Raw genomic sequence first — 20,849 nt, forward strand, 5'->3', positions numbered from 1 at the left:
ACACCTTGTAAAAATCACTTATTATTGATGATATCTTTGAGCTCTTTTTCGACTACTTCTTTTACCAATGTATGGAGATAATTATTCAGCCACTCGGCAACTGAGGCTTTAAAAGAGATATAACTAATTCTTCAACAGTGAGGTTTGATTTTTTTTGTTGTTCGTGCTGTAGTTCGTTTTGCATTTTTTCAAGTAGCTTTTTAATCTCTTCCATGTTCTTTTTAAATTAGGTGATCGCTATTTTGCCCTTGTAAGCCACTGTTATTCCTTTGTTGTTACTGTTTGAGGTATTATTGTGCAAATGAACGTCCTTTTCTTCTCTGTGAGTTATAACTGTGGTTGTTAAATTGAGTATTATTAAAAACTATTTCCTCGCTCTTATGATCATTGTTGACATCTTGTTTTTCGTTATTCTGCTCTTTACTATCTTTTTCTGAATCTTCTAAATACTCCTCTTCAAGGTACAAAACATCGTCATCCTTCTTCTCCTTTTCTATTTCTACTGCATCATTACTTGAGCTTTTACCAGATATAGCTTTCTTTATATCTTCTAGGATATCTTTTACAGATTGATTGCTTTGTTTATAATTCATAACACTAATGCCATCAGATTTAGAGATTTATACTGTTTATTATAAAAAGTAAATTATAAACACTAATCACATAATTGCTTTGTGCTTCAACTAAGTCCGAACGTGCTTTGAATAACGTGTCTTCAGTGTATAAAAGATCAGTTATACTCTTTAAGTTTAAGCTTACTTCTTGTTCAACCCCTTCCAACGCTAGAGCTGCTGCTTTTTCAGCTTCTTGACTTGCTTTAATGATAGCCTTTGCTGTCAACACATCATTCCAAGCATTTACAACCATTTGCTCTATGTTTTTCACTGTTTCATAATAATCGTAAGTAAATTTTTTTGCATCCATTCTAGCTTTACTAATGCCAAAAGCATTTATTCCTCTTTTAAAAATTGGAATATCGAGAGTAAAAGCAACACTAGCACCTTCTAAAGGCTTTTTGATGTTGATATTTCTTATGTCAAAAATTTTATTTATACTAAGGTGCAGAGAAGGTAGCCACTTAGAAGTTTCAGCAAACACTCCCATTCCTGCTGCTTTTTTTTGATAAACTGCTGTTTTCAAAGATAGATTATTGGTTCTTGCTAACTGTAAACATTCATTTAATTCTGGAACAGAAGGTAATTTATCACTAGCTTCAGAAAGTTCATCAGGTTCTTCCCCAATTAGGTGGAAGTAAGCAATGTTTGCCGATTTTAATTTGCCTTCGGCATCAACTCTTTCTGATACTGAAGATGAAAATTTTGCTTTTGCCAGCGAAACTTCAGCATTGGTCACTTCCCCGAGAGAAAAACGTTTTTTTGCCTCTGATAAATTTTCCAAAGAGACGTGTTCTTTATGCTCTTTAAGCTGTAATACTGCCCTACTTCGTAGAACGTCAACGTATACTTTCACGGCATTAAGTGCAAGCTCTTGCTTTGACTTTTGAAATTGAGTCTTTGCTGCTTTGAGAAGATGATTTGATTGACTGAATGTAGCAAAAGTACCGCCTCCATCTATTATTCTCTGACTTAATGTAAGGAGTTCTCCTGGGTTTTGTATACTGTTGATGATATTAAAATTACTATTAAAATAGTATCGAAGATTAATATCTGGCAAAAACCCAGCTATTCCTAAAGATTTATAGTATTTTTTAGCGATTTTATATTGGTAAAATTGAGACTTGAGCTTTGAACTATTTTTAATGGCTTTATTTACAGCTTCTTCAAGATCAATTGCATAGCAATTTACAGTACTAAAAATAGCCGCAAGTGTAATAATCAAATGAAACATTCTACTCCCATATATATTGGCTGTGCAACTAAGTTACTAGCATAAATTGCTTTAATAATCAATAACTAATATTGTTGACACTGCTTAGAAATTAAGTGTATCATAGCCTACTATTGTTCAGTTAGAGTGATGAAGACTTTTTTCCTAAAAGAGGGACAAATCGATAAAAAATGGTTTGTTATAAACGCAGAAGGGTTAGTAGTAGGAAGACTTGCAGCATTTGTAGCAACACTGTTGCGTGGAAAACATAAACCTGAGTATACACCTCATATGGACTGTGGCGATAATATAATTATCATCAACGCAGAAAAGGTGCATTTTACCGGGAAAAAATTTAAAGAGAAAGTTTACTACAAGCATACAGGTTATCCTGGTGGTTTAAAAAAAACTACCCCAAATAATATTCTTAATGGTAAATTCCCTGAGAGGGTAATAAAAATGGCGGTGAAAAGAATGCTTGATGATGGTCCTATGGCGCGTAAACGTTTTGGAAATTTATATGTTTATTCTGGTCCAGAGCATAAACATCAAGGGCAGCAGCCTAAAAAGATAGATTTTGCTTCTTTAAATCGTAAAAATAAAAAATAATGGAATAAGATGGAAAGTTCTGTAATAAATCAATCAGAAAAAGTAACTAAGCCAGCAATTGATTTGTTTGGTTGTTTATATGCTACAGGTCGAAGAAAAGAATCTGCGGCAAGAGTATGGATAAAATCAGGAAGTGGAAAGTTCAGCGTTAATCAGCAAGACAAGCTGATCTCTTACTTTAAGAGAGAGTCAGTGTGCCAAATAGTGAAAATGCCACTTATTGTAACATCTATGCTAGATAAATATGACGTATTTGCAACTGTAAAAGGTGGAGGACTATCTGGTCAAGCAGGTGCATTAGCTCATGGAATAAGCAAAGCTTTAAGTAAAATAAGCCAAGATTTATATTCTATATTACGTAAGAGTGGGTATTTAACACGAAACTCGTGTGTTAAAGAACGTAAGAAATATGGTCAACGTGGAGCTCGGGCAAAATATCAATTTTCTAAGAGATAATTATTTTGTAGTGATATTTTTTTTGTGTATATTATACAAATGTTAAAAAAAATGCATAGTATATTCTATTTTCATGATAAATTTAGTTGACTATCGTTATGAACGTAATATGCTGTTTGTGTAATTTTTTCAATATTAAGGTAATTTATGAGTAAAGAAGACATAATAAATAAATTAAAACAAGCTTGTTCTAGTCAAGATGTAGAAATAACAAAGTCTGATTTGAGCAAGATTTTTGATGCGCTTATGAAAATAATAAAGGGTAAACTAGATGAGGAAGGTGAAATACGCCTGCATGGAATAGGCACATTTTCTACTGCTATAAGCCAGGAGAAGCAATGTCGTAATCCTCAGAATGGTGAAATCATGACTGTTCCTCAAAAGACAAGAGTGAAGTTTAAAGCAAGCCAAACTCTTTTAAGTATTTTAAATAAGGAGAAAGAAGAAGTAATTAGTTAGATATTATCATCTTCATTGTTTTTACTACGCTGTATAACCCATCAAATATAGCTTCGCTGATTAAAGAGTAGCCTATATTCAGAGTTGAAATGTGGGGTATTTCTTTCATTCTTTGAGCGTGTTTATAAGTTATGCCATGCTCTGCATGGCATTAATATACTCTGCAGTATTGGTAATTAATTTTAGTTTTTTTCTAATGGACTATTGCAGTAACCACCCGTATGGATTTCTACTATGTCAGGCTTTATTTCTGACTTTTCAAGATATTTTAGTTGATTAATATTTGGATTGATAAACAATGAAACCTTTATATCAAAATTATGCACCTCTTCTATTATACTAGAAAGTTTACTATACATGTTAATTATATCCAGACCACCTTCAGTTGTTAATTCTTCCCTTTTTTCTGGTACTATGTTAATTGGATAAGGTTTTACCTTTTTTGCTATTTCAAGCATTTCTTCCGTGGCTGCAATTTCAAGGTTTAGTTCAGTATTAGTGTTTTTTTTCAGGGTAAACACATCTTCGTCTCTGATATGCCTCTATCTTCTCGTAAGTGTACAGTGATAAAATCTGCCACGGCGTTAATGGCTATTTCTGCAGCTTTCAATGGATCTGGATAAGGGGGGTTCCACGTGTGTTGCGAAGGGTTGCAACGTGGTCGATATTAACGCCTAGTTTCATGATTTACTACATAAGCTACTTAATAAGTATACATGTTATTAGGTCTTTTGCTATGAATATTACAGCCATGAAAGCAAAGCTACAAAAAACCGCTTGATAACTTCTCCAGCCTCCTTATCATAGCAATGAAGGTGTTTAGTTATTTAATCTGAGTAAACCCTATCTACTATGGTGGTGTCTTTTGCCTTTTTTTTCTATTTGGTAAGTTTATTAATGTTTGTAAATTTAAATCTACCGCTGATGGTAGCGCGTAACGCTGGGATAACATCATAGAAGCATTATTACATAAAATTTAGATGAAGAGGAAGGGGTAGGATTATCTCTTTATAAAGATTTTATCGATAATACGCATATCAATTATACTCCAATCGCTAAAAGTAAAATCGGTTGTATTTTGTAAGTGATTTAAATAATTCCATGCACTATGAGGATCATCTTCAGGCAATTTTACTGTGGAGCCGTTATCAAGTATGATGTTCCATCTTCTATTTTCTACATAAACACAAGAAGAAATGTGATCACTTAATTGAGTTTTGCTTTCTAGTATATCTTTAATGAATTTTAGGTTTGATAGTGCGTTTTGTCCTGTAATTACGATAAAGTTATCTGTAGGATAATCATCTACAATCACTTTACCTTCGGAATCAATTACTGAAGTTTTGTTATTATCTTTCCATAGAGCAAACGGTTTATGTTCATCTACATTAATGTATAGAGTGTTAGGCAAAATTCTATGAATTCTTACGTGCTTTATCCATTTGCTCACGGATTGTATGCTATCAGCAAGCTTTGAAGGTGATATATATATAATTGGCTGCGTTTTATTTACCAGATTTAAAATGTCCTTCTCATTTGTAAATTTATTGCCATTTACAACTACTTCATCGATTGAAAATCCACTACTGAGTAGTAGACTAGATAAATAGTCATTACACCAAGTGAGATAATGATTAAATCGACTTGTGATTTTATCAAGTGAGCTATAGAATACTAACGTAAAAAAGAGTGCTGTTATGATAACCAAAGCACACTTATGTAAAAAACTCCTTTGACTTCTGGTAATATTACTCAACATTTACTTGATCTCTAATATTTTTTTGTGCTGTAGACTATCTTCAATAATAATTTTAACTAATTCATTAAAATCAATTCCTTTTGTCAATTTTGCAATTTCTGGTACTAACGATAATTCAGTAAAGCCAGGGTGTGTATTGATCTCAAGCATTTTTAGAGTATTATCCTTAGGATTATAGCGAAAATCTGAGCGAGAAATAGTTTTACATCCTAGAAATCGATGAACTTTCAATGCATGTTCCAAGGTCATTTCATATATGTTGTCAGGAATTTCAGCAGGAAATATGTGCTCTGCAAACCCGTTTGTGTATTTTGCTTTATAGTCATAGAATTTATTTTTTGGTCTTATTTCCATAGTGCCAGCTGCTTCATCTAGTAACACGGCAGTGTGTAACTCTATACCTGGTATGTATTCTTCTATGATCATCAAATCTCTTGTTATCCAAACTGGTTCTTCTTCCTCAATTCCAGCGTCACGCACTGGAATGACACTAAACATGTTTTTTAATTTTAAATAATCCTCATGCGAGAAAGTTATGTGCACTCCAATACTTGAACCTTCATTAATGGGTTTTAAGACATACGGATAATCAATTTTAATATTATTTTTTAGTATATCTCCTCGACTGATTATGTACCCTTTTGGAGTATCAATACCAAGGGATCGGAATATATGCTTAGACATTGCTTTATTCATAGCAATAGCTGAAGCCATAACTCCAGAGTGTGTATATTTTATACCTAAAATCTCCAATAAACCTTGAATGCAGCCATCTTCGCCATAAGGCCCATGTAGAGCAATAAAAGCAAGGTCAGGATTAATTTTTTTAAGCTTTTCAGCAGTGTTGCTGTTAACGTCTATTTCTATTGCATTATATGAAAGGCTATCAAGCGCCTTCTTTACTGCTTTTCCACTCATCAATGATATTTTCCTTTCACGAGAAAATCCACCGCTTAAAATTGTTATAGTTAGGACCATAAGCACTTTTAGAAGAACTATATTAATAGTGACTACATACATGAACTTCGTAAATAAAAGAGAAAATTATCTTGAAGATTTATGGGTTGTTGCCACTGTCCTTGCAATTTTATCATGAAAAAACTGCTTGCGTCGGTTAAATATGCACATATGAAAATTAGTATTATGATCATAAAGATTAAACCTAATGAGGAGTCAAACTACTATTAGAGATATACTTATAAAAAAATTCCTTCTCATGAAAAATATAGGAAAGTAAATAACTTCAAACGAGACATGCCTAATTATTGCTTGCACTGGAGTGATATTTAAAAATGTATTTGCATCTTTTATATTAATATTGCACATATTGCACAACAATTGCCCTGGAGTATCACCAAATCTTCTTATCATGAATGCTCCGAATACTATCGATAGCAAAAAAGATAAGCAACTACGTGTAATGAATGACTTAGATCCAGCGATGTGAGAGATTGTTCCTACAAGAATCAAACAGACTAAAGAAATTCCCATAATAATAAGATGGTCAATAATATGTGCTGTACACGTCTAGTTACTCCCACATAGCTTAAATTTAAATAATATTCTTCAGGTTTATACTCTATTACTAACGTGTTTGCAATTTTATCGTGAAAGAACTGCTTGTATTTATCAAGTGCTGCAAATATTAAAACTAATATTAATAAAATTAGAAACCACTCAGAAATATAGAAGAGTACAAACAAAAGCACCTTGAGAGTACTTCTTACTACTATTTGCAGTAAAGCAGTGTTTTTAAGTGTATTTGCATCTTTTATATATACCAAGTAACAATTTTCCCTAAGTCCAACCAAGTCTTGTTATCATTAATACTTCTAATACTATATATAATAAAATTTCTTAATATACTTAAGTCTTCTAATATTTCATGTTGTTCTAATATAAGGTCAGTATCAGTGTCAGGAAAGACATGATTTAAAGAGTCGGCAAGAGGTTCTTCTGGTAATATAAATGAAATTAATAAAAAAATGAAATTAATAAAGATGATGGATAGAAGATTAGGAATATCGTATGGTCAACTATATGCGCTGCAACACGTTTAGTAATTTCCGCCTAGTTTACTTTAACATCCATTTTTATTCTCCATATGATCGTCTAATATACCTGTTAACAGTTAATAGTAGTAAAATTACTGTATTACTTAACCTATTTTCAAGTTAATATTGTATGTTATCAAGAACATAAATAACACAACTATAATCAGCAACCAAACCATGAGGTACAAGAAGTTTCTTTTTCCTTCAGTAGCATTACTCTAGATTTTCGTTGAAATAAGCTGTTTTGTCTTTTTTTTCTTTATATTTTTCTGCAGTATGGAGAGGTTGCTTTTTAGCTGTGATATTTGGCCACTTTTGCGAGTATTCTATGTTTATGTTATAAAATGATTTGAAGGTTTTTTGTTCATTGCTCAGTAACTCTTCATCTAGTTCTAAAATGTCTTTTATAGAGTCGTCGGTTACGATTGCATCTACTGGACATTCAGGTATGCACACTCCGCAATCAATACATTCATCAGGATTGATTACGAGCATGTTTTTGCCTTCATAGAAACAGTCGACAGGACACACTTCCACACAATCCGTATATTTACATTTTATGCATTTATCTGTAACAAAATGCGTCATAAAGTACTACATATTTATAATTTTAGGTACACTAAACTAATAAGAAATTCAAGTCTTTTGGTTGTATTATAGCTTAAATGCTGATAAATATTGGGTATCTTTTAAGTAATTGGAAAAACGTTCCTTTATGAAGATAAATAAATTGAACAGTGAGAAATTGAAAATATGGCTGAGCCTACAGAACCTCGGGACCGAAAAAGTTTTTTAGTATGCTAAAAACACGTGGCCATTGGATGAGGCATTAGAATGTTTCGATGAACTCACTAAACGATAAAAAGGTATATAGCATTCAGGATGCGCGAAAAGAAATCAATGATACAGAAAAATTCTGGCTAAAATCATGCCTGAATGTGGTCTAGATTACCCCAACATTTTAGGGAATATACCGGGTTATCCTCTGTAATAACTGCGCTTGGTGATGTGTCATTATTAAGCTGTGAGATGATTATAATAATTGGTAGACGTAACTCTTCAGTAAATGGAAGAAATTTTGCCAGTAAGCTGGCACTTGATTTAAGCGAAGCTGGTTTTGTTATTGTTTCTGAGCTTGTAAGGGGGATAGACACTGTGGTGAACAGCATAATATACAAAATCATCTAATTATTGCTGTCACAGCAAGCGGAATTGATGTAGTATATCCAAGAGAAAATTTTGATCTATACAAGAAAATCGCTGAAAATGGTAGATTAGTAATTACTGAGCTTCCATTTGCTACTAAACCCAAACCTCAGTATTTTTCTCAGAAGAATTGGATTATATCTGATTTATTGCTAAGTGTAACAGTAATTGAAGCATCGAAAAGTTCTGGTTCCCTAATAACAGCAAATTTTGCTTTGGATCAGGTAAGGGAAGTGTTTGTGGTTTCTGGTTTTCTTTTAGATTTGCGCTCTATTGGTAGCAGTTATCTAATAAGAAAGGTGCTAAACTTATCGAATCTGCTAATGATATAATAGAAAGTGTGAGGTTTAATTTACCTTTTTGGCAAAAAAGCCTGTTTAATATTGAGCATTGTCCTGTTAACCAAAAATAGAAAAATTATAACAAACAAGATCTGTTATAGTTAATCATGTCAACTCTGTCTCCATTGGTATAGATGGGCTCATCTTAATAAGTGGGTTATCTAAACTTGGCTTTGATGGCTCTCTTAGAACTGGAGTTGGGAAGCAAAATAGAACGATCAACAAGGAATAAAGTATCAATGATTTTTTTTTATTGTTTTAGCTACAACACTTTACTTTCTTTTAAGCAGTTGGCCAAGTCAAGAAAGGTGAATCTATCTCTTGTTGCAAATGCAAGATCTACCACTTTGCAATATTGCTCTTTCATTCCAATTGAGGTGTTCTGGTAAATGTGGAATTGACAGATCTTCAAATATTTTCTGCAGACATTTTGCAGGTAATAAATTTTGTTTGATTAAACTGGAAACATTACTCCATCCTTTATGAAGGATCTCTTTGATTTTCTGCTGCAGAATTTTTTTGTTCTAGAATTTTTGTAAATTCAGTATTACCAGAACACTTAATTATATGTTCTGTGTCTAGAGTAGTTGGTTTGATGATGGGATTTTGTATTAATAATCTTTTTTCCTGCAAATTAGCCATGGTAATCGTTGTAACGGCAATTTTTTCACCATGTAGTGAGGAGTAATCTTTTGTTACCATTTATTGCGTGAGCTATTATGGCTCTCCTTGGCTTGCAGAATAGCTACCTTTTGATATTACCATTCCAAGTCCTGAGATCAGTAAGGCTTCTATGAGTAATAGGACTTTTTTGCTTCTTTTAACAAGCGCTAGATACTCTCTTAGCAAAATTTGCTCCAGGTCGCGGACAAGTGTAAAGGGTGATTCGTTGTATTCTGTGCCAAGTAATAGGTGAGATAGTAACCAGTCTGCTTGCACTTTGAACGACAAGTGAAATCTGCAGATCCACTTAGTGTAAGACGCGGTGGTGCATTAGCGGTTATATCAATGTTAATATATATTGCCTTAGGAAGATGTGCTTTGAACGATTTTTTATATCCATCTACTAATATTGAGGCATTTGCAGAAGTATATCCATTCATAGAAGCAGCTGTTGGAAAAGATATGTAATTTTTGCCTTCTAGGTAGTTTGCGTACTTACAGACATCATTAACAGTGCTGCTACCGAGCGCAACTATTAAACCACTATCTTCCACCCCTTATTTCTGACTGAATTTGTGATGTCAAGAGAGGCGGTAGAATTGCCAGAAATAATTAAGTTGGGAGTTTTATTGAGTACGTTTTTATTAAAAGCTCTGCTGTATTTTTATCTACAACTAAAAAAATATCATTTTCGTATTGTGTGCATATTTCATAGATATTGTCTACAAAGTGATGACCTACTATTACTATAGAGGTTTGTTTGGTTTGATGTAATATTTGTTTTAAATAATGCATAAAATGTTTACAATATAGTAATATCAGTATTTTAAGGTGACATGAAAATTGATCCTGTAGAGCTAACTAAGAAATTAATTTCTTTTAAGAGTATAACACCAAGGGACGATGGAGCAATAGAGCATATAGCGGCGATCCTCGAGAAAAGTGGTTTTGACTGTGAGATTTTAGAGTTTGGTGATAATAAAACTAAAGTTAAAAATCTTTATGCAAAATATATAAACGGGGTACAAAATTTGTGTTTTGCAGGCCATGTTGATGTTGTACCACCAGGTCAATTAAAAGATTGGATATCTGACCCGTTTAGTCCAGAAGTTAGGGATGGGTTGTTGTATGGGAGAGGGGCAACTGACATGAAAAGCGGGATAGCTGCGTTTATTACTGCTATGGTAGATTTAGTTGCAGAAAAGTTTAGATTCAACGGTTCGATAAGTGCGTTGATTACCAGTGCTGAAGAAAGTACGGAAGAATATGGAACAAAGGCGGTTTTGAAATGGATGGAGAGTAAGCATAAGAAAATAGATTATTGTGTAGTTGCTGAACCAACCAGTAGTGAGAAATTAGGTGATACTATAAAAATAGGCAGAAGAGGTTCTGCAACATTTGAGCTAATTTGCCATGGAAAACAAGGGCACGTTGCTTATCCAGATCTAGCGGACAATCCAATATATAAGATGATATCAATATTGAATAGGATAAAAGATACTACTTTTGACGGCGGTAATAAATATTTTCAGCCTTCAAATTGCGAAATTACTACTATCGATGTTGGAAACAGTACTGACAATGTAATACTTGATTCAATAACTGCAGGCTTCAACATTAGATACAACAATATGCAAACACCTGATGGTTTATATAAGTTGATTGATGAAATATGCTTCAGTGTAACTAACGATTATAAACTCTCTATGCATAGCAGCAGGGGTGCTTTTCTTTCTACTCCCGATAGAAATACTGATGTTATGTTTGATGCAATAAACAGAGTTACCAATATTGATGCTGTGCTGGCTACAAGTGGTGGCACATCTGACGCTGCATTTATTAAAGATGTTTGTCCAGTGATTGAATTTGGGATGATTAATAAAACCTCACATCAGGTAAACGAGTGTGTATTAGTGAACGATATACACAAATTAACAGCTATATATAAGGAATTTATAAAAAGTTATTTTTACCCCACTAATAGGATATTAAATCAGATTAATGTAATTGGTAATGTACCTGATAGCCCATTGTTAGCTTGAGTATATTTTAGGCTAGTAGAGACAGCTAATTGGAAAAGATCCTTAGGTGGTAAAACTAAAGAAAACTTGCATGTAAATTTCTCAAGGTGTAAAATTAAAGATGTTTTAAAATGAATAGGTTAATTATGAATCTTGTGACAAAATCTGCTATCAATTTTACTGCTCCAGCTGTTCTTCCTAATGGGAAAATAGTTGATGATTTCTATCTGAGTGAGCACATAAAAGGTAAGTATGCTATCCTTCTTTTCTATCCACTTGATTTTACCTTTGTTTGTCCAACTGAATTGATATCGTTGAATAATAGAATAAGTGAGTTTGCAAAGCGTGATGTTGAAGTAATAGGAATAAGTGTAGATTCAAAATTCTCGCATTATCAATGGCGAAAAACTTCAGTTAGCAATGGTGGTATCGGAGAAATTAGCTACACTTTGGTGTCTGATATTAAAAAGTCTATATCAAGAGACTATGGAGTGTTATATGATGACTCAATTGCACTGAGGGCAACTTTCGTTATTGATGATAAATTTATTGTGCGTCACCAGTCAATAAATGATATGCCTTTAGGGCGTAATATGGATGAATTTATTAGAATCGTTGATGCAATAAAACATAACGAAGAGCATGGTGAAGTGTGTCCAGCTGGGTGGAAGAAAGGCAAGCCAGCAATGCAGGCAAGTGATGAAGGAGTGACTGATTATCTAAACTCATACAGTGAAGAATTATAGATTTGGTACAAAAGTTCTTATTATTGGATCTGGGGCAGCAGGTTACGCTGCTGCTATATATGCAGCACGTGCAAACTTGGAGCCAGTTGTAGTAACAGGAATGCAGCCTGGTGGCCAGCTTACGATCACTATGGGTGTTGAGAATTATCCTGGTTTTGTTTCAATACAAGGTCCAGAACTAATGAAACAAATGAGGTTGCATGTAGAAAAGGTGGGAGCAGAAATAGTAAATGATGAAATAAAGAGCGTTGAACAACTTGAGCATTCTAATGAGTATAAATTTAGGTCTTCTGGTAATAACGATGACTACTATTCCAATGCAGTTATAATTGCAGCTGGTTCACAAGCGAAGTGGCTTGGTTTGGAAAGTGAAAGGAAATTTCAAGGTTACGGAGTTTCAGCATGTGCAACTTGTGATGGTGCGTTTTTTAGGAATAAGATTGTAGCCGTGATTGGTGGAGGAAATACCGCCGTTGAAGAGGCGATATTCTTAACTCGCTTTGCTAAAGAAGTTATATTAATACATAGGCGCGATAAATTGAGAGCGGAAAAAATAATGCAAGACAGGCTCTTTGCGAATAATAAAATAAAAGTCATATGGAATCATACTGTAGAACAAGTTCTTGGAGAAGAGAATCCAAAGAAAGTTACTGGTATTACAATTAAATCAACGAAAATTGATGAAATCCAGGAATTGAGAGTGAATGGGGTATTCATTGCAATTGGGCATGCACCAAATACAGGTGTTTTCAAAAGTTTTATTGAAATGGATGAGCAGGGTTATATAATTACAAAACCTGGAACAACTTTAACTAGTAGAGCAGGGGTGTTTGCTGCAGGTGATGTTCAAGATAAGGTATATCGTCAAGCAGTGGTTGCAGCAGGTACAGGGTGCATGGCTGCACTTGATGCAGAGAAGTTTTTAGAATGCACAAGTAAATAAAGAGTTAAAAAGTAGGGAATGTATAAGATTGCTTTTTTAAGAAGAAGGGAGGATTTATCACTATTTTCTTTTTTTGTTGTATGGTAATAGTGAATTATTGAAGTAGATTTGATGTGCATAGTAATAGAACAAGTACTACTGGTTACGGATTTAGTTGGATAACTCCTGGACCACTTAATGAATCAACACAAAAGCTATTTCAGGCTATTGATAATGAGAACCTAGAAGATTTTGAACGGGCTATAGCAGAAGGTACTGATGTTAATACGTTTGATGAAGAAGGTATGACACCTTTAATGTCTGTTGCTAATACCTACATAGCTAGCAGTAATCAGCCTACACTGAAAGAAATGACTAAGTTGCTTATACAAAAAACAGAAATATCGATGTTAATGCTCAAAGTAAGCAATCTGTTTGTGAGTAAAGACGAAAGAGAGATCAATTTGGGCGTCTAGTATATTTATTTTGTGGTTGGAAAGTGGCAGAGGTACGGCCAGGTTATTACAGATGTTGTAATAATGGTCAAGTTGTGAATAGTGTGAATGATTAAGGTGAGTGTGTATACTTAGGTGACTTATACAATGATATGGTGGAGTCTGTTGAAACTTCTAATATGAAAAAAAATAAGGCCTTGCATATTGCTTGCCGGGTTGGGGCTAAGGATATAGTAGAAATGTTGCTCACACCTCAAGATAAAAACTTATATTAGAGATTATGGATATAGGAACCTTCTAGGTTGTACTGCAAGAGGATTTGAGGATACAATAGACTAGAATTTGAAAAAGCATAAAAAGGGAAAGAATTATTGAATCCTCTGCATAGTAGAAACGTTTATCTAGTGAAGGTTCTATTAAATACAAAACTTAATCCTAATTGCTGAAGAATAGCCCCAAATGGAGAAATAGAAACACCACTTGACCTGATCGTCAAATCGTGTTTAGAAGGAATAACACAAGATAAGCAGGAAGTATTGATAAAGCTTTTAGAACATAAAAATCTATACTTTAGTCAAATAAAGTCGACACCTCCAATAGAGCTTAATGTACAATTGAAGCAAATAATTGAACTGGCTATTATAGAACGATTAACTGATGCTATTAGTAGGAAAATTTAGATGATGTAAAAAAAAGTTGGTAGAAGGTAATTGTTTCATGAATCGTGCAATTGTTACTGCTATATTGAGGAATATTAGTGATCCAATCGGATCTATTATAAATTATCTAGATGAAGAATTTTCTGCAAGTGCAGTGCAACATTTTGCAAGTACAAATGATATACCGGTAGATTTTGAACAGTTTGTGTGAAAGCTTGTAGATGAACTTGAAAGTACAAAAGCTCAACTTATAGAAGAAGAGCAAAAGCTGAATAGGGTTGTGCATGAAGAAGCGGTTAAAATTAGCAGAATTTCACAATTAAAAAGAAACTTGGAACGAATAGAACTAGAAAGAGTGAATCAACGAGTCAAATAGCTCGGCTTACTGATGAAAATGCTCAACTTTGTACTCAAAGCCAAAGTTTAAATAGTGGAAACCAAAAACCTCAGAAGCAAGCGCTCAGAATAGAAAATAAAGCAACTACGCTTTTGCATCTTTTACGTTGTTTGGGAATATGCGCTGTTGGTGCATGTTTAACAATATCTGATTTAAGCAATATGCATTTCGCTTGTTGCCGGCTACATCGGTTTTTCTTACAGCAGAATGTTGTTTAAAGCTAACACAATGCTTAGTAGGGATGTTAAACGCGATCAAGTTGCAGGCTGTCTCAATTGACTAAAAGATGATTTAGAGTTTTAACTTTTTATCTTTTTCCAGACTCTGTTGGAAATTTTTATACATATTAAAAACATCCTGATAATTTAGGTGAGTATAAACCTGAGTGGTTTCGAGGCTTGAATGACCAAGAAGTTGTTGTATAAATCTTATGTCAACATTTTCTTGAAGCAAATGAGTAGCAAAGCTATGACGGAATGCATGTGGAGATAAAATTTCCGGCAAATTTAACATTCTTCTTATTTTTTGCAAACGATTAGCGACATAAGTTCTTCCTAATTTTTTTCCTCTTACTCCCACAAAGAGATGTTGTGCTTCATTGTTAACACTAAGATAAGGGCAAGCTTTTACGTATTCTTGTATAAACATTTTTACTACTGGAAGAATAAATACCTGTCTTTGTTTATCTCCTTTGCCTGTTACTATTAAACTTTCATTGCTGGTATCACTGACTTTAAGATTCAATGCTTCACTGATTCTTAAACCTGTGCCATATAACAGGACAATAATCGCAATTTCTCTTTTTATTATCCAAGGTTCGCCTAAGTCAAGCAATTTTATTTCTTTCACTGAAGTTTTTGTATTGCCTTCTGTCGTTCCGATGCTTAACACTGGAATCCAGTTTTTGATCGAAAGTGTGCGCTTGTTTATGATTAATTTTCTGGTGTCTGAGCACTGGAATCCTGGCAAGCTGAAATTGCAATGTTTGTACAGTTGTGTGCTTAGCACCGGTTCTTTTTTTTTGGTCGCATACTGGAATGACAAAGAGGAGTGAGTTTCTTGTAAAGAATAGTTATGCAAGAAGAAATCTACTAAAGTTTTTATATCAGATATTGATAATGCTTTAGGCAAAGTTCTTCTTTGAATTGGCCTTGACAGGGAAAATACAGCCTCATTATTTACTTCATAATTGTTTTTTATATACTTGAAGAAGTTTCTGATTACTGATAATGCACGAGTGTTAGATCTTGCGTTTATACCTCTTGCATAGCGAAAACTAAACCAACTCCTGAGCTCAGGTACGCTCAATTTTTCCAAAGAGCCAACATTTACTTCTTCACCAATGTGAGCACTGAGGAAACTGATAAAATCTTTTAGATCCCTCATGTATGATTCTAAAGTGTTAGATGAATAAGACCTATAGCACCTTAGCCACTCATGCCAATTTTCAATGATTGGACCTAAGTCCATAGTTACTTTTTAAAGAAAGCATCTATGCACGCATCACGGAAAGCTTCATTTATGTCAGGATGAGAGTGACAAATTCTATATATATCTTCTGCTGCTGCACCGTATGCCATTGCCACCGCTGCCTCGTTAATTAGGGTATCAGCATATGCACCTATGATATGCACACCTAATATTGTATCTGTTGTACTGCAAGTTAGCACTTTCACGAACCCTTCAGCATCATCAGTGATTTTTGCTCTGCCGTTTGCAGCAAATTGGCATTTACCAACTTTGTACTTTCGACCAGCACTTTTCAATTCCTCTTCAATTTTACCAATTGAAGAAACTGCAGGATGAGTATAAATGACCGAAGGTATGATTTCATAATCAACGTGAGGGGACTGCCCAGCTATTATCTCTGCAACTGCCACTCCTTCTTCTTCTGCTTTATGAGCAAGCATTGCTCCACCGATCACGTCACCAATGGCAAATATTCCTTTCACATTAGTTTCATATCTATTATTGACTTGAATAAAACCACGGTTATCTTCCTCTATTTTTTCATCGATACCAAGATCCTCAGTGCATGGTTTGCGGCCTACTGCAATGAGCACCTTATCTGTTTCTATAGTGTTCGTTTGATTATCTTTAATAGAGGAAACTTTCACACTCAAAGAATTACTATTTTGTTTTATTTTCTCAACTTTAGTGCTAAGCAAAAATTTTATTCCTTGTTTTTGTAGACTGGAAAGCAAAGACTTACTTAATTCTCCATCCATTGTTGCAGCAATTTTATCAAGAAATTCTACTACAATAACTTCAGACCCTAGTCTGCTCCATACGGAAGATATTTCAAGCCCTATTGCCCCAGCTCCAATTACGACGAGCTTTTTTGGCACTTCAGTTAAAGATAATGCACCAGTGGATGAAATAATATTCTTCTCATCGATATTAATTCCTGGTAAAGAACTGACATTGGAACCGGTTGCAATTACTATGTTTTTTGTCTTCAACACCTTGTCTTCAACTGAAACTTTGAGGCTATCTTGATCAAAAGAAGTAATTTTTCCAAGGCCGTTGATTTTAGTAATTTTGTAAAGATTAAACAGATAATCTATACCTTTTCCAAGCTCCTGAACTCTGGCGTCCTTGTACCCTAGCATTTCTTTTAGGTTGAAGTTTACATCTTTAGTTTTTATGCCAAGTTTTGGCAGGTTATTTTTCGTGCAGACATACTGGTAGGAGGAGTGAAGTAACGCTTTAGAGGGTATACATCCAACTCGTAAACACGTGCCACCAAAAATGCTATTTTTATCTATGCAAGCAACTTTCAATCCAAGTTTTGCAGCAGCGATAGCACACTTATAACCACTTGGACCGCCACCTATAACAATCAGATCATAATTATTCATAAAAAACGAACCTATTTTCTAAAGAATAAACACCATTTCCTTCAGTTGTTATGTATATCTTGCCATGGGTAAACACTGGAGTATGAAACACATTACCCGGTATTTTAATAGTTTCTTCTACACTTTCAGACCCAGGGAAAGCAAGCATTGAACCTTTATTACTTGTAACCCATAGCGTATGAGCATACATAACTGGAGCAAATAATTGCGTATTTTCTATTAAATCAGACGTCCAGACTACTTCTCCGCTTTGTATATCGATGCCAATTACTTTGTTGTCTTTAGTCACTATAAAAATTCTACCACCTGTTTTTTGTTCCTTTACAGGGATAAGTGGACTATAATATGACTCAATGTCTGATACACTTTTTACCTTTAGTGGCTTGGACCATAAAATATTTCCTGATTTTACGTCAATACTATAAATGTAAGAGTTATTTTTGGCTATTAAAATGTTATCACATACTCTTGGTGTGGTAGTTATATCTGTGAGCGGTGTATCAAAAAGGTTTGTGAACAATTTTTGGCTCCACAATTTTTTACCATCTTCATTAAAGGCTATTAGTTCACCGTTTGAAAATGGTGCTATTATTTTATCGTTGAAAATTGCTGGTGATATGGAGTATAAACCTCGAATCTCATTGATACCATTTTGGTAAGTCCAAGCAGGACTGCCGTCTTTTACATCAAACGTATGCAGATAGTTATCAATGGTCAAAACTATCAGTTTATTATTTATTACTACTACTTTTCCTCTTGCAGGAGCTCTCAGCTCTTTTTCCCATTGAATCTCTCCAGTTTTTGCATCTATTGCATGTAGAACGTTATCTACTACAAAGAAAACATTTCTTCCATAACGCGATAGGCTTATGTTACCAATCTTTTTTCTGTGTGGAAGGTGTAATTTCCAGTTCATAACCCTTGAGTTGTCAATATCAAAGGAATACAAGGTGCCATGCTTATCTGCCAAAATAACACTATTTTCTGTGAGCACTGGGGCCACATATCCTTGGGATAATTTTTTATTCACTAGACTTATTCGTTCGCTTGCCATTGTGTAGCTGCTACACGATAATATTATCATAACAATTATTACTTTCATTACTTATTGAAAACAAGATTTATTAATATACATGCTAGAAATCTTAATTACAATAAAAATGTTCTTATTGCATGTTGAAAGTGTAGGGCTTTTTCACAAAAAATCAGTTGCATTCTTTATAGGAATAACGATTTTCAAATCTTCAAGGTATCATGCGAGTAACTGACATCATTTGTTGTGTTTAACAAGTTGGCTTCACGTTAGCCATAGATATTTAAAAAATTTACCAAATAGAAAAAAGGCAAAAAAAACAAAGTAGCTAATTATTAACTCTTTACTTTATTTGATATTGGGTAATACCTTAAGCGCTTTATAAGCGCGTTTCAGCTGTAAAAATCTAAATTTTATAAAGCGGTGCACATAGTGCGAAAAATTAAACAGTAGTACACTAAATGCAAGATCTTCTTGTCATTTTAACCTGCCCAGATTGGAAAGTTATAAAATAACTTAAATTCCATAGTAAGAGGAATGATAAAGCTTGTCAAGTAGTTTTTTTAGTCCTGTTTCTGTGTGGCTAGAAAGATCTAGATGCTAGTTTTAACTATTTAAGTAACAAGAGGTAACGTCATTGATTACACGTATTCCATCTGTTATATATAGTCTTTTGAATATGAGAAAACTAGTGAGTGAATATGATATTGTAGTTATAGGTAGCGGTCCTGGTGGTTATATAGCAGCAATTAGAGCGGCACAACTTGGATTTAAAACTGCAATTATTGAAAAGGAAAAAAGTTTAGGTGGTATATGTTTAAATTGGGGATGTATACCAACTAAATCGCTACTTAGAGCGTCCAAAGTCTATGAACTCATAAAAAGATCAGAGGAATTTGGTATAAAAGTAAAGGATGCAAGCTTTGATATACAGTCGATAGTAAAATCCTCAAGGAACGTTGTTGGTAAATTGTCAAGCGGTGTTGCGTATTTGATGAAAAAAAATGGCATTAAAGTCTACCAAGGTTTTGGTAAACTTGCAGGTAATCATACTATAAAAGTTTCTAGTGGTAGGGAGGAACAAGAAATTTCTTCCAAACATATTATTTTAGCAACAGGTGTGAGAATGCGAAATCTGCATGGGATAGAAGCAGATGGAGATTTATTATGGAATGCACAGCATGCTATGACCCCGGATAGATTGCCAAAGTCACTACTAATTATAGGGTCTGGTGCTATAGGAATAGAATTTGCGAGTTTTTATAGTACTTTGGGAGTTGATGTAACAATCATAGAGGTAAAGAACGCTATTTTGCCGCTGGAGGATAAAGATATTTCAAATTTGGCACAAGAGATATTTACAAGAAAGGGAATAAAAATATATACAAACAATAGTGTAAAAGCCTTTACTAAAGGTAAGAACTCTATTAAAGTGCAACTAAGCAGTGGTGAAAGCAAAGAGTTTGATAGGGTAATTGTTGCAGTTGGTATTCAGGCAAGCACTGAAAGTATAGGTTTAGAAAATACAAAAGTTAAATTAAGTGCTTCTGGTTTTGTTGAAACGAATGAATGGTATGAAACTGATGAATCAAGTGTATATGCAATAGGTGATATAGCTGGTCCGCCATGTTTAGCACATAAAGCAAGCCACGAAGCCGTGATCTGCATTGAAAGAATTGCTGGTAAAAATGTTCGTGCGTTAAGAAAAGAATGCATACCAAATTGCACTTACTCTCATCCGCAAATAGCAAGTGTTGGCCTTACTGAAGAGCAGGCAATAAAAGATGGGTATGATATAAAAATAGGGAAGTTTCATTCCAACTTTAATGGTAAATCTATTACGCTAGGTGAAACCGAAGGGTTAGTAAAGGTGATTATAGATAAAAAAACAGGTGAGCTTCTTGGAGCTCACATGATAGGAGTAGGAGTAACAGAGTTAATTAGCAATTTTGTCCTTGTAAAGCAGCTAGAAGGAACAGACTGTGACATAAAGTCTGTGGTCTTCCCTCATCCAACCATTTCAGAGATGATACATGAATCAGTACTTGCTGCATATGATGAGTCGTTAAACAGTTGAGTTAATGTTCTATTGTTTTGGAATTGTCAATATCTTGAGTAGTAGCTTGATTTGATACTTCAGTTCCAACAGATTGATTGCCAGCATCAGATTTTTTTATGCCTCTTTCAACTCTGCAGCTGCTTCTTTCATTTCACGTTTTTTCTCTGGTTTAAGGTCTTCTGAGCTTTTTTCTTTGCTATCTAAACCTTGTTGTTGATCAGTATTTCTCATTTTATTTTGAGCTTGCTGAGGGAGATCAACAGTTGATTTGAGGAGAACTTTTATTATGTTTTTAACAGTTTAAAAAAACTCCGCTCTGCTT

General features: G+C 34.1%; 22 protein-coding genes and 3 pseudogenes. 12 read left to right on the forward strand and 13 right to left on the reverse strand.

Annotation, left to right across the window (positions count from 1 at the left end; genetic code table 11):
• Positions 1-85: 85 nt before the first annotated feature.
• The 3 genes from WBP_RS05375 to WBP_RS00560 all read right to left on the reverse strand — a co-directional run bounded on the left by WBP_RS05375 (position 86) and on the right by WBP_RS00560 (position 1,848).
• Positions 86-214 carry a DUF2497 domain-containing protein gene (locus WBP_RS05375; RefSeq protein WP_246166001.1) on the reverse strand — a complete coding sequence of 43 codons (129 nt, stop codon included), beginning with the start codon at positions 212-214 and terminating at the stop codon, positions 86-88.
• 76 nt (positions 215-290) lie between these two features.
• Positions 291-593: a hypothetical protein gene (locus tag WBP_RS05380; protein WP_246166003.1), complete on the reverse strand. Its 303-nt coding sequence runs from the start codon at positions 591-593 to the stop codon at positions 291-293.
• 19 nt (positions 594-612) lie between these two features.
• Positions 613-1,848 (reverse strand): TolC family protein, encoded by a 1,236-nt coding sequence (locus WBP_RS00560; RefSeq protein WP_167895745.1) that lies wholly within the window; start codon positions 1,846-1,848, stop codon positions 613-615.
• A gap of 129 nt (positions 1,849-1,977) precedes the next feature.
• Between WBP_RS00560 and rplM the strand changes: the two genes are divergently transcribed.
• The 3 genes from rplM to WBP_RS00575 all read left to right on the forward strand — a co-directional run bounded on the left by rplM (position 1,978) and on the right by WBP_RS00575 (position 3,351).
• Positions 1,978-2,436: a 50S ribosomal protein L13 gene (rplM, locus tag WBP_RS00565; protein ID WP_167896287.1), complete on the forward strand. Its 459-nt coding sequence runs from the start codon at positions 1,978-1,980 to the stop codon at positions 2,434-2,436.
• Positions 2,437-2,445: 9 nt separating this feature from the next.
• The gene (gene rpsI / locus WBP_RS00570) at positions 2,446-2,892 is read left to right on the forward strand and encodes a 30S ribosomal protein S9 (protein ID WP_167895746.1); all 447 of its coding nucleotides are present in this window, start codon (positions 2,446-2,448) and stop codon (positions 2,890-2,892) included.
• A 147-nt stretch (positions 2,893-3,039) separates the two neighbouring features.
• Positions 3,040-3,351 (forward strand): HU family DNA-binding protein, encoded by a 312-nt coding sequence (locus WBP_RS00575; protein ID WP_011256770.1) that lies wholly within the window; start codon positions 3,040-3,042, stop codon positions 3,349-3,351.
• Here WBP_RS00575 and WBP_RS00580 read toward each other — a convergent pair.
• The 6 genes and pseudogenes from WBP_RS00580 to WBP_RS00600 all read right to left on the reverse strand — a co-directional run bounded on the left by WBP_RS00580 (position 3,344) and on the right by WBP_RS00600 (position 7,752).
• Positions 3,344-4,035, reverse strand: a pseudogene (locus WBP_RS00580) (pyridoxine 5'-phosphate synthase). The gene WBP_RS00575 and the pseudogene WBP_RS00580 overlap by 8 nt on opposite strands.
• Before the next feature lie 316 nt (positions 4,036-4,351).
• Positions 4,352-5,110: a cell division protein FtsQ/DivIB gene (locus tag WBP_RS00585; protein WP_167895747.1), complete on the reverse strand. Its 759-nt coding sequence runs from the start codon at positions 5,108-5,110 to the stop codon at positions 4,352-4,354.
• Positions 5,100-6,094: pseudogene (locus WBP_RS00590) on the reverse strand (D-alanine--D-alanine ligase). Before WBP_RS00590 ends, WBP_RS00585 begins: the two are co-directional and overlap by 11 nt.
• 189 nt (positions 6,095-6,283) lie before the next feature.
• Positions 6,284-6,601, reverse strand: coding sequence for a hypothetical protein (locus WBP_RS05385; RefSeq protein ID WP_246166007.1), 318 nt, complete (start codon positions 6,599-6,601; stop codon positions 6,284-6,286).
• Entirely contained in the window at positions 6,586-6,894 is a 309-nt protein-coding gene (locus WBP_RS05390) for an RDD family protein (protein ID WP_246166010.1), read from the reverse strand. The genes WBP_RS05385 and WBP_RS05390 overlap by 16 nt, the downstream gene beginning before the upstream one ends.
• A 483-nt stretch (positions 6,895-7,377) precedes the next feature.
• Complete coding sequence (locus WBP_RS00600; protein WP_011256767.1) at positions 7,378-7,752, reverse strand: ferredoxin family protein; 375 nt, start codon at positions 7,750-7,752, stop codon at positions 7,378-7,380.
• Positions 7,753-8,100: 348 nt separating this feature from the next.
• Here WBP_RS00600 and WBP_RS05990 point away from each other — a divergent pair, with 348 nt between their 5' ends.
• Together WBP_RS05990 and WBP_RS05995 are read left to right on the forward strand one after the other, a co-directional pair.
• The gene (locus tag WBP_RS05990) at positions 8,101-8,352 is read left to right on the forward strand and encodes a DNA-processing protein DprA (protein WP_255324082.1); all 252 of its coding nucleotides are present in this window, start codon (positions 8,101-8,103) and stop codon (positions 8,350-8,352) included.
• 23 nt (positions 8,353-8,375) lie between these two features.
• A complete protein-coding gene (locus tag WBP_RS05995; RefSeq protein ID WP_256366210.1) occupies positions 8,376-8,702 on the forward strand; it encodes a DNA-processing protein DprA in 327 nt (108 codons plus the stop codon).
• 271 nt (positions 8,703-8,973) lie between these two features.
• On the opposite strand, the pseudogene WBP_RS06130 reads toward WBP_RS05995, so the two are convergent.
• Positions 8,974-10,169, reverse strand: a pseudogene (locus WBP_RS06130) (iron-containing alcohol dehydrogenase).
• A 41-nt stretch (positions 10,170-10,210) separates the two neighbouring features.
• On the opposite strand from WBP_RS06130, the gene dapE reads away from it, so the two are divergent.
• The 6 genes from dapE (at position 10,211) to WBP_RS00635 (ending at position 14,388) form a co-directional block, all read left to right on the forward strand.
• Positions 10,211-11,416, forward strand: a complete 1,206-nt coding sequence (gene dapE, locus WBP_RS00615; RefSeq protein ID WP_167895749.1) for a succinyl-diaminopimelate desuccinylase — start codon at positions 10,211-10,213, stop codon at positions 11,414-11,416.
• A 125-nt stretch (positions 11,417-11,541) separates the two neighbouring features.
• The gene (locus WBP_RS00620; RefSeq protein WP_167896288.1) at positions 11,542-12,141 is read left to right on the forward strand and encodes a peroxiredoxin; all 600 of its coding nucleotides are present in this window, start codon (positions 11,542-11,544) and stop codon (positions 12,139-12,141) included.
• Positions 12,128-13,084, forward strand: a complete 957-nt coding sequence (gene trxB / locus WBP_RS00625; protein ID WP_167895750.1) for a thioredoxin-disulfide reductase — start codon at positions 12,128-12,130, stop codon at positions 13,082-13,084. The genes WBP_RS00620 and trxB overlap by 14 nt, the downstream gene beginning before the upstream one ends.
• Before the next feature lie 113 nt (positions 13,085-13,197).
• A complete protein-coding gene (locus WBP_RS05245; RefSeq protein ID WP_011256763.1) occupies positions 13,198-13,539 on the forward strand; it encodes an ankyrin repeat domain-containing protein in 342 nt (113 codons plus the stop codon).
• 131 nt (positions 13,540-13,670) lie between these two features.
• A complete protein-coding gene (locus WBP_RS05250; RefSeq protein WP_179958980.1) occupies positions 13,671-13,793 on the forward strand; it encodes an ankyrin repeat domain-containing protein in 123 nt (40 codons plus the stop codon).
• A gap of 442 nt (positions 13,794-14,235) precedes the next feature.
• Entirely contained in the window at positions 14,236-14,388 is a 153-nt protein-coding gene (locus WBP_RS00635) for a hypothetical protein (protein WP_160119451.1), read from the forward strand.
• 477 nt (positions 14,389-14,865) lie between these two features.
• Here the strand turns inward: WBP_RS00635 and WBP_RS00640 are convergent, their stop codons facing one another.
• The 3 genes from WBP_RS00640 to WBP_RS00650 are packed head-to-tail and all read right to left on the reverse strand — an operon-like array spanning position 14,866 to position 18,537.
• The gene (locus WBP_RS00640; protein ID WP_167895751.1) at positions 14,866-16,044 is read right to left on the reverse strand and encodes a tyrosine-type recombinase/integrase; all 1,179 of its coding nucleotides are present in this window, start codon (positions 16,042-16,044) and stop codon (positions 14,866-14,868) included.
• A gap of 2 nt (positions 16,045-16,046) precedes the next feature.
• Positions 16,047-17,435, reverse strand: a complete 1,389-nt coding sequence (lpdA, locus tag WBP_RS00645; protein WP_167895752.1) for a dihydrolipoyl dehydrogenase — start codon at positions 17,433-17,435, stop codon at positions 16,047-16,049.
• Entirely contained in the window at positions 17,428-18,537 is a 1,110-nt protein-coding gene (locus tag WBP_RS00650; protein WP_167895753.1) for an outer membrane protein assembly factor BamB family protein, read from the reverse strand. Before WBP_RS00650 ends, lpdA (WBP_RS00645) begins: the two co-directional genes overlap by 8 nt.
• Before the next feature lie 622 nt (positions 18,538-19,159).
• Between WBP_RS00650 and lpdA (WBP_RS00655) the strand changes: the two genes are divergently transcribed.
• Positions 19,160-20,545: a dihydrolipoyl dehydrogenase gene (gene lpdA, locus WBP_RS00655; RefSeq protein WP_167896289.1), complete on the forward strand. Its 1,386-nt coding sequence runs from the start codon at positions 19,160-19,162 to the stop codon at positions 20,543-20,545.
• The last annotated feature ends 304 nt before the right edge of the window (positions 20,546-20,849 follow it).

It is taken from the genome of Wolbachia endosymbiont of Brugia pahangi, assembly GCF_012030695.1.
Lineage (GTDB): Bacteria > Pseudomonadota > Alphaproteobacteria > Rickettsiales > Anaplasmataceae > Wolbachia.

Coding starts and splice junctions, on each gene's coding strand:
- WBP_RS05375 (WP_246166001.1), bottom strand. CDS start 214: ATGGAAGAGATTAAAAAGCTACTTGAAAAAATGCAAAACGAACTACAG.
- WBP_RS05380 (WP_246166003.1), bottom strand. CDS start 593: ATGAATTATAAACAAAGCAATCAATCTGTAAAAGATATCCTAGAAGAT.
- WBP_RS00560 (WP_167895745.1), bottom strand. CDS start 1,848: ATGTTTCATTTGATTATTACACTTGCGGCTATTTTTAGTACTGTAAAT.
- rplM (WP_167896287.1), top strand. CDS start 1,978: ATGAAGACTTTTTTCCTAAAAGAGGGACAAATCGATAAAAAATGGTTT.
- rpsI (WP_167895746.1), top strand. CDS start 2,446: ATGGAAAGTTCTGTAATAAATCAATCAGAAAAAGTAACTAAGCCAGCA.
- WBP_RS00575 (WP_011256770.1), top strand. CDS start 3,040: ATGAGTAAAGAAGACATAATAAATAAATTAAAACAAGCTTGTTCTAGT.
- WBP_RS00585 (WP_167895747.1), bottom strand. CDS start 5,110: ATGTTGAGTAATATTACCAGAAGTCAAAGGAGTTTTTTACATAAGTGT.
- WBP_RS05385 (WP_246166007.1), bottom strand. CDS start 6,601: ATGGGAATTTCTTTAGTCTGTTTGATTCTTGTAGGAACAATCTCTCAC.
- WBP_RS00600 (WP_011256767.1), bottom strand. CDS start 7,752: ATGACGCATTTTGTTACAGATAAATGCATAAAATGTAAATATACGGAT.
- WBP_RS05990 (WP_255324082.1), top strand. CDS start 8,101: ATGTGGTCTAGATTACCCCAACATTTTAGGGAATATACCGGGTTATCC.
- dapE (WP_167895749.1), top strand. CDS start 10,211: ATGAAAATTGATCCTGTAGAGCTAACTAAGAAATTAATTTCTTTTAAG.
- WBP_RS00620 (WP_167896288.1), top strand. CDS start 11,542: ATGAATCTTGTGACAAAATCTGCTATCAATTTTACTGCTCCAGCTGTT.
- WBP_RS05250 (WP_179958980.1), top strand. CDS start 13,671: ATGGTGGAGTCTGTTGAAACTTCTAATATGAAAAAAAATAAGGCCTTG.
- WBP_RS00635 (WP_160119451.1), top strand. CDS start 14,236: ATGAATCGTGCAATTGTTACTGCTATATTGAGGAATATTAGTGATCCA.
- WBP_RS00640 (WP_167895751.1), bottom strand. CDS start 16,044: ATGGACTTAGGTCCAATCATTGAAAATTGGCATGAGTGGCTAAGGTGC.
- lpdA (WP_167895752.1), bottom strand. CDS start 17,435: ATGAATAATTATGATCTGATTGTTATAGGTGGCGGTCCAAGTGGTTAT.
- WBP_RS00650 (WP_167895753.1), bottom strand. CDS start 18,537: ATGAAAGTAATAATTGTTATGATAATATTATCGTGTAGCAGCTACACA.